General features: G+C 42.5%; 8 protein-coding genes. 6 read left to right on the top strand and 2 right to left on the bottom strand.

Annotated elements, in window-relative coordinates:
* Positions 1-2: 2 nt before the first annotated feature.
* Positions 3-437: a PTS sugar transporter subunit IIA gene (locus DG474_RS01700; protein ID WP_255778510.1), complete on the bottom strand. Its 435-nt coding sequence runs from the start codon at positions 435-437 to the stop codon at positions 3-5.
* Positions 438-708: 271 nt separating this feature from the next.
* Between DG474_RS01700 and DG474_RS01695 the strand changes: the two genes are divergently transcribed.
* Genes DG474_RS01695 through DG474_RS01680 form a run of 4 tightly spaced genes read left to right on the top strand, consistent with a single transcriptional unit; the run spans position 709 to position 3,855 of the window.
* Complete coding sequence (locus tag DG474_RS01695; RefSeq protein ID WP_255778508.1) at positions 709-1,524, top strand: gluconate 5-dehydrogenase; 816 nt, start codon at positions 709-711, stop codon at positions 1,522-1,524.
* Between the two features lie 18 nt (positions 1,525-1,542).
* A complete protein-coding gene (locus tag DG474_RS01690) occupies positions 1,543-2,184 on the top strand; it encodes an RpiB/LacA/LacB family sugar-phosphate isomerase (RefSeq protein ID WP_000684780.1) in 642 nt (213 codons plus the stop codon).
* Between the two features lie 30 nt (positions 2,185-2,214).
* Positions 2,215-3,216 carry a sugar kinase gene (locus tag DG474_RS01685; protein ID WP_000161467.1) on the top strand — a complete coding sequence of 334 codons (1,002 nt, stop codon included), beginning with the start codon at positions 2,215-2,217 and terminating at the stop codon, positions 3,214-3,216.
* A 9-nt stretch (positions 3,217-3,225) separates the two neighbouring features.
* On the top strand, positions 3,226-3,855 hold the full coding sequence (locus tag DG474_RS01680; RefSeq protein WP_000167290.1) for a bifunctional 4-hydroxy-2-oxoglutarate aldolase/2-dehydro-3-deoxy-phosphogluconate aldolase: 630 nt from the start codon (positions 3,226-3,228) through the stop codon (positions 3,853-3,855).
* Positions 3,856-3,981: 126 nt separating this feature from the next.
* Here the strand turns inward: DG474_RS01680 and DG474_RS01675 are convergent, their stop codons facing one another.
* Positions 3,982-7,185 (bottom strand): LPXTG-anchored hyaluronate lyase, encoded by a 3,204-nt coding sequence (locus tag DG474_RS01675; protein WP_255778504.1) that lies wholly within the window; start codon positions 7,183-7,185, stop codon positions 3,982-3,984.
* Between the two features lie 222 nt (positions 7,186-7,407).
* On the opposite strand from DG474_RS01675, the gene DG474_RS01670 reads away from it, so the two are divergent.
* Positions 7,408-7,884 (top strand): glutathione peroxidase, encoded by a 477-nt coding sequence (locus DG474_RS01670; protein WP_255778503.1) that lies wholly within the window; start codon positions 7,408-7,410, stop codon positions 7,882-7,884.
* A gap of 341 nt (positions 7,885-8,225) precedes the next feature.
* Entirely contained in the window at positions 8,226-14,552 is a 6,327-nt protein-coding gene (locus tag DG474_RS01665; protein WP_255778502.1) for an alpha-L-fucosidase, read from the top strand.
* The last annotated feature ends 51 nt before the right edge of the window (positions 14,553-14,603 follow it).

Raw genomic sequence — 14,603 nt, 5'->3', positions numbered from 1 at the left:
CTTTAAATACCCGATTCGAAATCTTCTTCCTCTGCCTCTGCATCCGTTGAAAACAATTCTTTACCATTTACGACTCCGCCCTGGGCCGCCACTACTGATTTATTAACAACCTCATCAAAGCTATGAGCCATTCTAGCAAAGACTGCTTCCATTAACATGGCTAAGTTCAAACCCGAGAGAACATTCATTGTTTTGGCTGGATTTTCTCCCATTATAGTAGAAGAAACCTTGAATGGTGTTCCTCCCAAGAGGTCACTTAGGATTAAAACTTCTTCTTCAGTTGAAATTGCAAGTAAGATTTTTTGCTTGAGTTCATCTGCTGACATTCCTTCCACAAAGTCAATCGCCTCCACATTTTCTTGATCGCCTGCAATCAATTGTAAAGAACTATAAATCCCTGTGGCAAAATGTCCATGCCCTACAAGTACAATTTTCATCTTTTCTCCTTTCTTGTTTGAGTTTACCGGTTTACTTTACATTTCCCATTGTAACCCTTTATTTTTATCTTGTCAATAGTTTTTTAAAAAAAATATTAGCGCTTTCATTGTTTATTTAACCATTACAATAGACAGAAATTTCAAAATCTTCCGTTTTTTTAGGAAAACAAAGATTTTTAGAAATAAAAATATTTAATTGTTGACAAAACCGGTTTACTAGAATATAATTTGGTTATAGAGAAGTCTTAACAAATTTGAAAGGAAGTATCAAATGACAAATACATCATTCTCAATTGAGCAGTTTTCTTTAAAAGGAAAAGTCGCTCTCATCACCGGCGCTTCTTATGGAATTGGATTTGCTATTGCCAAATCCTACGCTGAGGCCGGCGCTACTATTGTCTTTAACGATATCAACCAAGACCTGGTCAATAAAGGGATTGAAGCTTATCGTGAAGTTGGCATAGAAGCCTATGGATATGTCTGTGACGTGACAGACGAGAACGGTATCCAAGCCATGGTCAAGCAAATCGAACAAGAGGTTGGTGTCATTGACATCCTCGTTAATAATGCTGGTATTATCCGCCGAGTTCCAATGTGCGAAATGAGCGCCGCTGATTTCCGTAAGGTCATCGATATTGACTTAAACGCACCATTTATCGTTTCAAAGGCAGTTATTCCTTCTATGATAAAGAAAGGGCATGGAAAGATTATCAATATTTGTTCGATGATGAGCGAACTGGGACGTGAAACAGTTAGCGCTTATGCTGCCGCTAAAGGGGGCTTGAAAATGTTGACCCGCAACATTGCGTCTGAATACGGTGGAGCCAATATCCAATGTAACGGAATTGGACCGGGTTATATTGCCACTCCTCAAACAGCACCTCTTCGTGAGTTGCAAGAAGATGGTTCTCGCCACCCATTTGACCAGTTCATCATTGCAAAAACACCTGCTGCACGTTGGGGAAATCCTGAAGATTTGATGGGCCCTGCTGTCTTTCTCGCTAGTGATGCCAGCAATTTTGTCAATGGCCACATCCTATATGTAGATGGCGGTATCTTAGCCTACATCGGAAAACAACCTGAGTAACAATAGAAAGAAGATCTTATGAAAATCGCATTAATCAATGAAAATAGTCAGGCTAGCAAGAATCACATTATTTACGATAGTCTGAAAGAAGCAACAGATAAAAAAGGCTACCAATTATTTAACTATGGTATGCGTGGAGAAGAAGGTGAAAATCCATTAACATACGTACAAAACGGACTAATGGCTGCTATCCTTTTAAATACAAAAGCAGTCGACTTTGTTGTTACCGGCTGTGGTACAGGTGTAGGGGCTATGCTTGCTTTGAACAGCTTCCCGGGTGTTGTCTGTGGTCTAGCAGTGGACCCAACTGACGCTTACCTTTATTCTCAAATCAATGGTGGTAACGCCTTGTCTATCCCTTATGCCAAAGGATTTGGCTGGGGGGCAGAACTGACCCTCAAATTGATGTTTGAACGCTTATTTGCTGAAGAAATGGGCGGTGGCTACCCAAGAGAACGTGTAATCCCTGAACAACGCAACGCTCGTATCTTAAACGAGGTGAAACAAATCACCCACAATGATTTGATAACCATCCTTAAAACAATCGACCAAGACTTCCTCAAAGACACCATCTCTGGCAAATACTTCCAAGAATACTTCTTTGAAAACTGCCAAGATGATGAAGTCGCTGCTTATTTGAAAGAAGTATTAGCCAAGTAAAGCTATTCTAAACCAGAAAGGAACTAATGGATGACGAAAATCTTACTGTTTGGCGAACCATTAATTCGAATCTCACCATTAGATGCCACCAGTATCGGCGATCATGTTGCCAGTTCGACTTATTTTGGCGGATCAGAAATTAATATCGCTTGTAATTTGCAAGCCCTGGGTATCTCAACGAAAGTCTTTACCGCACTCCCTGCCAACGAGATTGGAGATCGTTTTATTACATTCTTGAAACAGCACCAAATCGATACCAGTTCAATCTATCGGCTTGGCGATCGAATCGGCCTCTACTATTTGGAGAACGGCTTTGGTTGTCGTCAAAGTGAAGTTTTCTACGATCGTAAGCATACGAGTATCAGCCAGATTCGGCCAAACATGCTAGATATGGATTCTCTCTTTCAGGGGATTAGCCATTTTCATTTTAGTGGAATCACCGTAGCTATCGGTCAAGAGGTTCGTACGCTCCTTCTCCTACTCTTGGAAGAAGCCAAGCGCCGAGGGATTATCGTTTCAATGGATCTCAATCTGAGAACAAAGATGATTTCAGTCCTAGAAGCTAAGTATGAATTTTCTAAGTTTGCTCGTTTCGCTGATTATTGCTTTGGTATTGATCCTCTCATGATTGATGACCAAAATCTAGAGATGTTCCCAAGAGACAGAGCTAGTCTAAAAGAGGTGGAAAATCGCATGCAACTTTTAAAAAAAACCTATGGTTTCAAGGCCATTTTCCATACCCTCCGCTCTAGTGATGAGCAAGACAAAAATGTCTATCAAGCCTATGCTCTGGGAGAACGATTTGAAGAGTCTGTCCAACTAAAAACTGCAGTCTATCAACGAGTTGGTAGCGGGGATGCCTTTATCTCTGGTGCCCTTTACCAACTACTCCATCATTCCTCCCTAAAAACTAGCATTGACTTTGCAGTTGCGAGCGCAACTCTCAAATGTACTCTTCCAGGAGACCATCTCTCCACTCCCGCAGCTAGTATTGAAAAATTACTGGAAAATGCACAAGATATCATTCGTTAGGAGAATTACATGACCAAATCAGATACGATTATTGAACTAAAAAAACAAAAAATTGTCGCTGTCATTCGAGGAAATACAAAGGAAGAAGGACTACAAGCCTCGATTGCTTGTATCAAGGGCGGTATCAAAGCTATTGAAATTGCCTATACCAATCAGTATGCAGGGCAAATCATCAAGGAACTTGTAGACTTGTATCAGGACGATCAGAGTGTTTGTATCGGTGCAGGTACTGTGCTTGATGCCGTAACTGCTAGAGATGCCATTCTAGCCGGAGCAAATTACGTTGTTTCTCCATCTTTCCATGCTGAAACTGCAAAAATGTGCAATCTTTACAGCACACCGTACATTCCAGGCTGTATTACCCTCACAGAGATAACGACTGCACTTGAAGCCGGTAGTGAAATCATCAAACTCTTCCCAGGTAGTGCTCTCAGTCCATCATATATCTCTGCAGTCAAGGCGCCAATCCCACAAGTTTCCGTAATGGTAACCGGAGGAGTCGGCCTAAATAACATTCCTCAATGGTTCGCTGCTGGTGCAGACGCCGTTGGAATTGGTGGCGAACTCAATAAACTCGCTTCCCAAGGCGACTTTGACCGCATCAGCGAGATTGCCCAACAGTATGTTACACTCAGATAAAATGAAGTGAAAAAGGATAAGTGTTAACTTATCCTTTTTTAAAAGAAAAATCCGAAGATGTTTGACCTTCTTCGGATTTTTTCTATTTTCCACAGTTTCATGTGATTCATCTAGATGATGAACAAATCAGTTGTTCTTTCCTCTGCGGAACAGATAAACCGCCCCAAGTAGCAAGAGCCCTAGACTTGCCAAGATTGACTGACCTTCTCCTGTATGAGGGAGATTCTTTTGATCCGAATGGTTCTTTTCTTCTTCAGATTTTTCCTTTTCTTTTGAATCCTGAGTTTGTGGCTGAGCTGCTTGTTCTAACTTTTTAAAGACTTCCTGATCTGGCGCTGATTCCTGGGTTTCAGGATTGTAGTAGGCAACCTTATAGTCATCCCCTTCTTTTCGAATAGTATAGACTCCACGTTTCAAGACTTGGAATTGGTTGGAAATAGTAGAGACAGAATCATCATATTTCACAATGCCCCAAACTCCTTGTTTGGCATCATAAACAGACTGAAGGGTCTCATTGTTATCGATGAGGCTACTTTCTAACTCTTTTACCATTTGATTGAAGGTGGCACGATCCACGTTAGGGATGAGCATATAGCCATAAGAATCTCCATTTTGCTTATGAGCCTGACTAATCGTAAGAAATTCATTTTCGACTTCCTTGTCTGACTGTCCTTCATTGATATCCTTCCAAGATCCCTTTTGGACAGCCTTACTCATACTGATTGAACTCTTCTTAAAGAAAAAGTAACCAATATTCTTTTTCGAATTGGACGATTCTAAAAAGACACTTTGAGTTTCAGGATAATCCTTTTCTTGTTCTGTGAGGGAGGCTTCTTTATCATTGACATAGACTTTATATGGATCACTTGATTCCAGTTTTCTCTGGTCAATTGTAGTTGCAGCAGTATCTGTTGAAGTGTTCTGGATATTGCTTCCTAAAAAGGCAATCTTATCCTTCAGCATAAACCAGCTCTTATGAGCAGTCAATGTTTGATTCCAGTTGGTGAAATCCATGGTTGCTGTTGCATTGGTCTCATCTAGTTTGCTCGTTCCAACGAAAGCAGACGGTAGGACTTTACCTGTATCGCTATCCAATCTCTTAGCGTCCGTCTCTGTCGTACCAGGCATCTTATAGGGATTAACTGTTGGCCAGTAGCCATCGCTATAGTGACTCAAATCGCCATTGTAAAGATAGAACATCCCATCACTTGTATACCAACCACATTTGTTTTCCTTGTTCATGTGTTCGTAATTCAAGGTACGACTGGAAAAGAGTGACAAGCCAAATCCAAATCCTTTCTCTGCATTGTACATAGCTGTTTTATCCATCTTATTAAAGGCAGATAGGTAACTTGTTCTTGGAACACTTGCGACTCCAGCATCACTTAACAAGGATTGCATCAAACTGATATCCTTATAAGTCTTCAAATTCTTAAAGACATCATAATAACTATCCGATTGAACAATGGTCTTCACAAGACTCTGCAACCGTTGTTTGGTTTCTCCTTCAGACATATCCGCTATCCGGTGAATCCCTCTTAGTACTTCTACTGCGGCCACATGCCCCTCGCTATTTGCACGACTGATAGAGCGGCCACGACTCATGTCCATCAGCTCTCCATTCACCAGCAAAGGAGCAAACGATTTATCAATCCAGTGGTACATAGTTTGCATTTTATCTTTATCGATTGGACTCTTGGTCTTTTGAATGACTGGCAACAGTTGAGACAGGCCATCAATCAAGACATTTCCATAAGCACCCGTATAAGCAACATTGGTATGGTCAATATAAGATCCATCCTGATAAAAACCTTCACCTTGGTCTACCAACTTAAACACTTGCTCAATCGAACGAATGGTAGAAGAAATTTCTTGATCATCCTTGCGCAGTAAACCAGCTATCACTTTTACCCTTCCCATATCCACTAAGTTTCCACCTAGGGCCTTAAATGGGTTATCAGTCGTCTTTCGGAAATGTTCGGGATCTGGTACAAATTTTTCAATCACATCTGTATATTTTTTAATTTCCTCATCAGAGAAGTATTTTTTCATCAGAGACAAGGTATTGTTGATGGCACGAGGTGTACCGATTTCATAATCCCACCAGTTCCCAACAATGCTCTTTTCACTATTGTAGACATGTTTATGCATCCATTCCATGGAATCCCTAACTGTTCGAATGACGGTTTCATCTTGATAATAACGAGAAGAAGGATTGGTCACTTGCTTGGCCATCTCCTCTAATTTCCGATAAGTGGCAGTCAGATTCGCAGACGTTTTATAATTTGAAAATTTTTCCCACAAATAGGTGCGGTCCGCCTGACTTGAAATACTGGATAGGCTATCAGCTACCTTTCCTTCCAGTTCCTGGTTTAATTTGGCCATCTGTTCATTTTTAGAATCATAGTATTGATTCCCAGCGATGATGCCATTCCAGTCATCCAAACGATCTGTGTATGCATCCTTAACAGAGGCTAGAATCTTCAAAGGAATCTTTTTCACTTCCTTGCCATCTTTACTGACAATGACATTGGTTGTCCCTTCCTTAAGAGGTTCTAAAATTCCATTTTTGACTGAAGCAACGTCAGGATTTTCTACCTTATAAGTATAGTCCGCAAGAGCAAAAACATGTTTTTTCCCAATTGGTAAATCAATCTTTTCCTCAAGCTGTTTATCTGTTTGAGAATCCTCAGAAGGCTGGTCTGCTACCTCTACTAGCTCAATATCCTTAAAGGAAACAGTCCCTGTTCCCGTTTCATAGAATAACTCCAGCTTGATTTTATCAACATCTAAAGTCGGGCTATAGTCTGCTTCAATGGTCTGCCAGTCCTTTGTTCCTGACGTCGTTGCAGAATTCCACAATTGCTTGTCCTTACCACTTTCCTCAATGATACGAACCTTGGCAATCCCGACTTTATTATCTGTTTTAATCTTGAAACGCAGTTTATACTTTTTCTTAGCTTCAATAGGGACCATACGGTGAACTACTGCCCTTAGTTTCTCAGAACTTGAGATAGTGACAGCCCCATCCTTGGCTTCAATGACTCGAGTTGAGGCACCTGAAGAACTATTCTTCTGGTCTACCCAAGCTGACCACCCCTTAGCTTTGCTTCCTGTCCAAGGACTGCTTCCGTTCTCCGTCTGACTAAAATCACCATTTTCAACTAAATTTTTGGTATCCCTTTGCTGATACTGAATTTCCTTCTGGCTTTGCTGAATGGTATTCGTAGTCGTTTCTTCCGCTCCAACTGTCATATAATGGTTTAATAAAAATCCCGATAAAACAAGTGAAGACAAACTCACAATGAGCTTCTTTGTTTTTGTTTGCATGTGTACACTCCAATAAACATATTGTAAAATCAATAGGAACTAAATCTCAAATTAGAGATTTATAGCAACTGAGTAAACCGGTTTAATTAAATCATATCATTTTTAAAGTTATTTGTAAACGGTTTCTATCATATTGAGGGCTTATTCTTCAACAATATCTTCCATCCAACTCGACGAAAAAGGTAAAAACTGTTACAATGTAGAAAAAGAAAAGAGGCCCTCATGACCAGTGTATATGATTTTTCCGTTTTAAACCAAAATAATCAAGCAACTCCCCTGGATAGCTATCGTGGTAACGTTCTCTTGATTGTCAACACTGCTACAGGATGTGGTTTAACGCCCCAGTACCAGGGACTTCAAGAACTCTATGAACGCTATCAAGATCAGGGCTTTGAAATCCTAGATTTCCCTTGCAATCAGTTTATGGGACAAGCACCCGGCAGCGCAGAGGAAATCAATAGCTTCTGTAGCCTACACTATCAGACAACTTTTCCTCGCTTTGCCAAGATCAAGGTCAACGGCAAGGAGGCAGATCCTCTTTATGTTTGGCTAAAAGACCAGAAATCTGGCCCGCTAGGAAAACGAATCGAATGGAATTTTGCTAAGTTTCTCATTGGTCGAGATGGGCAAGTCCTTGAGCGCTTCTCTTCTAAAACAGACCCCCAAACCATCCAAGAGTCTCTTCAAAAAATACTTTAATTTCTTTTTAAAACGTATCCTTTCATTTAGTTTGAGCCCTGAAAGGATGCGTTTTTTCTTTAAAAAGTAACTGATTTTCTTTAATTTATATTTATTTTTTTGCTTTTTGCTATTGCAATTCTTTCATTAATTTAGTATATTTGTTATATTAAAAGTTTTCAGTCATTTTAAGGGAGAAATGACCTTTTAAATTTTTTTATCTTAAAATGAAAGCGCTTTATAAACAGGAGGTAAGGTGGCTTACAAATTATCAGAGAGTTTTTCATTAAATCAAGTTGTAACCAAGTCAGACTTGGGCTTGGGCAGTAGCTGACTGCCTTTCTAAAAACTAGGAGTATATTATGAATCGATACCTTTTTGAAAAAGGGCAAACATTTAGCATTCGGAAGTTGACTGTAGGTGTGGCGTCTGTTATCGTGGGACTGGCATTTTTTGCTTCTGGAACCGTGCGTGCAGACGAAACGTCTCCTGCCACGACATCCAATTTAGATCAGCAAATGAAACAAGTCGCAGATATAGAAGAGACCAAGACTGAACCAGTCAAAGAAGAAGGTCGTGTAGAAGCTGAAAAACAAGAAACACCTGCTGCCGATACCAACAGTGCTGACTTGCTCCCTGAAGACATTCAGGACCGTGCCTATCCCGACACACCTGTCAAAGAACTCGATACGACTACTATCGTTGACCAGAAAGCTAGTCCAAAAGTAGAAACTAAGAGCATTCTAAAGGACAAGGAAGAAGCTCCAAAAGAAACTGAGAACGGAAACCGTGCCATCATTAACGGTGGACAAGACCTCAAACACATCAACTACGAGGGACAACCTGCTACTGCTGCCACTATGGTTTACAGCACTTACAATGCAGGGGAACAACGCTACCTCGTTTCAGGCTCAGGTATCTTCGTAGCACCTAACCTGATCCTTACCGTTGCTCATAACTTCTTAGAGGCCAATAAAGAAACTGGCGAGGGTCACATTCGTGGTGGAAAATCTGCCCAGTTCTACTATAACGTTGGTTCAAACAGCGAAAAGAAAAATTCACTGCCATCTTCTGGAACTACGGTTTTATTCAGAGAAAAAGATATCCATTTCTGGAACAAGAAAGAGTTTGGAAAAGGCTATAAGAACGACCTTGCTCTTGTAGAAGCTCCTATTCCTCTTCCGATTGCCAGTCCAAACAAAGCAGCAACCTTTGCACCTTTAGCGGATTACAAGACGCATCAGCCGGGAGAAGCCATCAGTACGATTGGCTACCCAACTGACTCGAGCTCAAAAGAACTGAAACAACCTATCCTAGCTGGTCAGCTTTACAAGGCAGATGGGACCATCCGATCTGTTGAGTCCTATGATGATAAGGGAACGACTGGTATCACCTACAAAACCACTTCTGTATCTGGTTTGTCTGGTGGCGGGATTGTCGATAGCCAAGGAAAAGTTCTGGGGGTTCACCAACACGGAACCGTTGACAATGGTGTGGCTGAAAAGGATCGCTTTGGTGGCGGACTCGTCCTTTCACCTGAACAACTGAAATGGGTGAAGGACATGATTGCCAAGTATGGTGTGAAAGGCTGGTACCAAGGTGATAACGGAAATCGTTACTATTTTACTGATGAGGGGCGTATGCTTCGGAATGAGAAAGCTGTGATCGGAAGCAACGAATATTCCTTCAACCAAGATGGGATTGCTACCTTGACCAAGGGAGTTGAATACGGTCGTGTGGTTATCCAACACGAAGACGAAGAAGGAAATCCTGTCAAAGATAATGACACCTTTATCGAACAGACAGCTGTTGATTCGCCATTTGACTATAATTTCAAAAAAGAAATCGAGAAAACGGACTTCTATCAGAAGAATAAAGACAAATACGAAATTGTATCCATTGATGGTGTAGCGGTCAATAAACAACTAAAAGGTACTTGGGCTGAAGATCACAATGTTGTCAGCAAAGCGCCTGCCGGTACACGTGTCATCAAGGTGGTCTATAAAGTTAACAAAGGCTCCTTCAAAGTTTACTACCGTCAAAAAGGAACCACTACTGAACTAGCGGAAGCGACAGTTGATAACAATGACGGCCAAGAGTATGACGTTTCCTTTGTCAACACCTTCCATGCAAAAGACATTGCTGGTTACCGTCCAGTCAAGGCTAGCTTGGAAGCAAGGATCCAGCAAAAAGGGGTGAATGAGGTCGTCTTTGAATACGAGCCAGTCGCTGATACAGCTAATCCAACGACTCCGACTCCACCAGTGGCTCATCCAGAAGATAAGGAAACTGAGATTGGCAATCATGGACCTCTTCCAAGCAAGGCTCAACTCGATTACCACAAGGAAGAATTGGCAGCTTTCATCCACTACGGAATGAACACTTATACCAATTCTGAATGGGGAAATGGGAAAGAAGACCCCCGATACTTCAATCCAACCAACTTGGATACTGACCAGTGGATTCGCACTCTGAAGGAAACGGGCTTCAAACGAACCATTATGGTTGTTAAACACCACGACGGATTCGTTGCTTATCCATCTAAGTACACCAACCATACCGTAGCTGCTAGCCCATGGAAAGATGGAAAGGGTGACCTTCTTGAAGAAGTTTCCAAGTCTGCTAGCAAATACGACATGAACATGGGTGTTTACTTGTCACCATGGGATGCCAACCATCCAAAATACCATGTTGCAACCGAAAAAGAATACAACCAATACTATCTCAACCAGCTGAAAGAAATCCTTGGTAATCCAAAATACGGTAATAAAGGGAAATTTATCGAGGTTTGGATGGACGGTGCGCGTGGTAGCGGTGCCCAAAAAGTGACCTACACTTTTGATGAATGGTTCAAATACATCAAAGAAGCTGAAGGAGATATCGCTATCTTCTCTGCTCAACCGACAAGCGTTCGCTGGATCGGAAATGAACGGGGAATCGCAGGTGACCCTGTATGGCATAAAGTCAAACGGGCCAACATCACAGACGATGTGAAAAACGAATACCTCAACCATGGTGACCCTGATGGTGATATGTACTCTGTAGGGGAAGCTGATGTTTCGATCCGTTCGGGCTGGTTCTACCATGACAATCAACAGCCGAAATCACTCAAAGAGTTGATGGACATCTACTTCAAGTCTGTTGGTCGTGGAACCCCACTCCTTCTCAATATTCCACCAAATAAAGAAGGAAAATTCGCAGATGCGGATGTGGCTCGCTTGAAGGAATTCAAAGCAACCCTAGATCAAATGTATGCGACTGACTTTGCCAAAGGTGCCACCGTAACAGCAAGTTCGACTCGTCAAAACCACCTTTACAAGGAAAGCCACCTCACAGACGGTAAAGATGACACCAGCTGGGCGCTCTCAAATGATGCCACAACCGGTAGCTTTACAGTCGATTTGGGGCAAAAGAGACGCTTTGACGTCGTTGAACTCAAGGAAGATATCGCCAAAGGTCAACGTATCTCTGGTTTCAAGATTGAAGTTGAAATCAACGGACGTTGGGTGACATACGGCGAAGGTTCGACCGTTGGTTACCGTCGCTTGGTTCAAGGCAAGCCTGTTGAAGCACAAAAAATCCGTGTAACCATCACTGGTGCTCAAGCAACTCCAATCTTGACTAACTTCTCAGTCTACAAGACACCAAGCAGCATTGAAAAGACTGATGGCTATCCTCTTGGACTGGAATACCACTCAAACACAACTGCGGATACAGCCGGAACAACTTGGTACAATGAATCTGAAGGGGTTCGTGGCACTTCTATGTGGACCAATCAAAAAGATGCCAAAGCAAGCTATTCCTTCACAGGAACCAAGGCCTATGTCGTCTCTACGGTCGATCCAGGTCATGGAGAAATGTCCGTCTACGTTGATGGTCAAAAGGTTGCAGATGTTCAAACTAAGAATGCTAGCCGTAAACGTAGCCAAAAAGTCTTTGAGACAGGCGATTTAGCACCAGGCCAACACACTATTACCCTCGTGAACAAAACAGGCGAACCAATTGCTACAGAAGGAATCTACACCCTAAACAATGATAGCAAAGGGATGTTTGAACTTGAGTCTACCAACTACGAAGTCGAAAAAGGAAAACCAGTCACTGTTAAGATTAAACGTGTTGGTGGAAGCAAGGGGGCTGCTACTGTTCGCTTCATCACAGAACCTGGAACTGGAGTTCACGGTAAAGTTTACCAAGATACAACTCAAGATGTGACCTTTAAAGATGGAGAAACAGAAAAGACTGTTACCATCCCAACGATTGACTTTACAGAACAGGCCGACTCTGTCTTTGACTTCAAAGCCAAGCTCACTTCTGTCACTGATGGTGCCCTGCTCGGTTTTGCTACAGATGCAACCATCCAAGTGATGAAAGCCGAATTGCTAATCAAGGACCAAACAAGTTATGATGACCAAGCTAGTCAGTTGGATTACAGTCCTGGCTGGCACCATGAAACCAATTCGGCAGACAAGTACCAAAAGACTGAGTCTTGGGCTTCCTTTGGTCGCTTAACTGATGAGCAAAAGAAAAAGACAACTGTCACAGCCTACTTCTACGGTACTGGACTTGATATCAAGGGCTATGTCGATCCAAATCATGGTATCTACAAAGTCTTCTTAGATGGCAAAGAAGTTCCTTACCAAGATGGAATGGGAAATGCTTCAACTATTGATGGTAAGAAATACTTTAGCGGTCGTGCAGCTCAACGCCAAGGCAATCAAACTCTGGTTAGCCTAAAAGGTCTGGACGAAAACTTGCACGCAGTCACACTTCAACTAGATCCTGATCGAAACGATCTGTCTCAAAATATCGGTATTCAGGTAGACCAATTCATCACTCGTGGCGAAGGTAGCGAACTCTACAGCAAGGCAGATATCATCCAGTCTATCTCTAAATGGAAAGACGATCTGTCCAACTTTGACCCAGCAGGCTTGAAAAATACGGCCACTGCACGCCAAGCTTTCCAAGCAAATCTAGAAAAATTGAGAAACCAACTCAGTGCTGATGCAGTGGATGTTCAGGATGTCATGTTGACAGTCAGTGCCCTACAAGATATCCTATCCAAGGATGAGAACTATCAAAGAGGCCAAGAGGAACCTAGTCCAGAGCAACCGGAACAGCCTGAAGAACCTTCTAAACCTGATCAACCAGCTGAACCAAAACAACCGGAAATTGAGTACGATAAGGCTATGGACAGCTTGGCAAAAGCTATCGAGAAAAAAGTCGCTGAGCTTGGATCCAACAAGGAAGCTAAGAAGAAATTATTAGCAATTGCTGACCAAGCCATTGCTGCCATCCAAGAAGCTAAAACTCAGGAAGCAGTCAATAAAGCGCTAGAAACTGCTCTCGAACAAATCAACAAACTCGAAGCGGCTCAGCCTGAGAAACCTGCTGAACCTGAAAAACCAGTTCAGCCTGAAAAACCAACTCAACCTGAGAATCCAGTTCAACCTGAGAAACCTGGCCAGCCTGAGCAACCAGCTCAACCAAAACAACCGGAAATTGAGTATGATAAGGCTATGGACAGCTTGACAAAAGCTATCGAGAAAAAAGTCGCTGAGCTTGGATCCAACAAGGAAGCTAAGAAGAAATTATTAGAAATTGCTGACCAAGCCATTGCTGCCATCCAGGAAGCTAAAACTCAGGAAGCAGTCAATCAAGCGCTAAAAACTGCTCTCGAACAAATCAACAAACTCGAAGCAGCTCAGCCTGAGAAACCTGCTGAACCTGAAAAACCAGTTCAACCTGAAAAACCTACTCAACCGGAAAAACCGGCGCAACCTGAACAACCGGCGCAACCGGAAACTCCAGTTCAACCGGAAAAACCGGCTCAACCTGAAAAACCCGCTCAACCTGAAAAGCCAGTTCAACCGGAAAAACCGGCTCAACCTGAACAACCGGCGCAACCGGAAACTCCAGCGCAACCTGAGAATCCAGTTCAACCGGAAAAACCTGCTGAGCCTGAAAAACCAGCTCAGCCTGAGAAACCTGCTCAACCGGAAACTCCAGCGCAACCGGAAAAACCTGCTCAACCGGAAACTCCAGCGCAACCGGAAAAACCGGCTCAACCTGAGAAACCGGCGCAACCGGAAAAGCCAGCTCAGCCTGAAAAGCCAGCTCAGCCTGAAAAGCCGACTCAACCTGAGAAACCGGCGCAACCTGAGAAACCAATTACTTCTTCAAGTCCTGAGGAAGGGGTTAAAGACCTTGTCTTTACACTTCCAAGCTTAGAAATCGTCAATAAGGTCGTACCGTTCAAGACGATTCGTCGCGAAAACCCACAATTAGACAAAGGAAAAGAGCAAGTTCTATCAGAAGGGAAAGACGGTCTCTTAGTCGAGTATGTTGAAGTGGACGGTGACAATCGCAAGGTTCTCCAAACAGAAGCAACTCCAGCTCAAGATCGAGTGATTGAGGTAGGTAGCAAACAAAGCTCAGTTGGAACAGAAGCGCCACCAGTTGTGACTCTTCCTGAGTATGTTCTACCAAGAGAGACTGAAAAACCTGCGCCAGCCGTAACAGATAATTCATCATCAAAAGATGAAAAAGCTCCTGTTACAGCTACAGTCAAAGAAGACAAGGAAAGACTACTCCCTGCAACTGGGGAACAAGAAGCAAGTGCCTTCCTCTTCTTGGCAGCCATTACTTCTATCTTGTCTCTCCTCATCTTCCAAAAGAATTTCAAAGACTAATAACCCTCTTTGATTGATTCTTTCTAATGATTCAGTTCCCCCGTTGAGAAG

The sequence above is a fragment of the Streptococcus oralis genome (assembly GCF_024399415.1).
Lineage (GTDB): Bacteria > Bacillota > Bacilli > Lactobacillales > Streptococcaceae > Streptococcus > Streptococcus oralis_CS.
Note: the sequence above shows the minus strand (reverse complement) of the source record. Positions and strands in the feature narration are given on the sequence as shown.

Excerpts from the sequence above, each read along its gene's own strand:
- DG474_RS01700 (WP_255778510.1), bottom strand. The coding sequence starts at position 437 with ATGAAAATTGTACTTGTAGGGCATGGACATTTTGCCACAGGGATTTAT.
- DG474_RS01695 (WP_255778508.1), top strand. The coding sequence starts at position 709 with ATGACAAATACATCATTCTCAATTGAGCAGTTTTCTTTAAAAGGAAAA.
- DG474_RS01690 (WP_000684780.1), top strand. The coding sequence starts at position 1,543 with ATGAAAATCGCATTAATCAATGAAAATAGTCAGGCTAGCAAGAATCAC.
- DG474_RS01685 (WP_000161467.1), top strand. The coding sequence starts at position 2,215 with ATGACGAAAATCTTACTGTTTGGCGAACCATTAATTCGAATCTCACCA.
- DG474_RS01680 (WP_000167290.1), top strand. The coding sequence starts at position 3,226 with ATGACCAAATCAGATACGATTATTGAACTAAAAAAACAAAAAATTGTC.
- DG474_RS01675 (WP_255778504.1), bottom strand. The coding sequence starts at position 7,185 with ATGCAAACAAAAACAAAGAAGCTCATTGTGAGTTTGTCTTCACTTGTT.
- DG474_RS01670 (WP_255778503.1), top strand. The coding sequence starts at position 7,408 with ATGACCAGTGTATATGATTTTTCCGTTTTAAACCAAAATAATCAAGCA.
- DG474_RS01665 (WP_255778502.1), top strand. The coding sequence starts at position 8,226 with ATGAATCGATACCTTTTTGAAAAAGGGCAAACATTTAGCATTCGGAAG.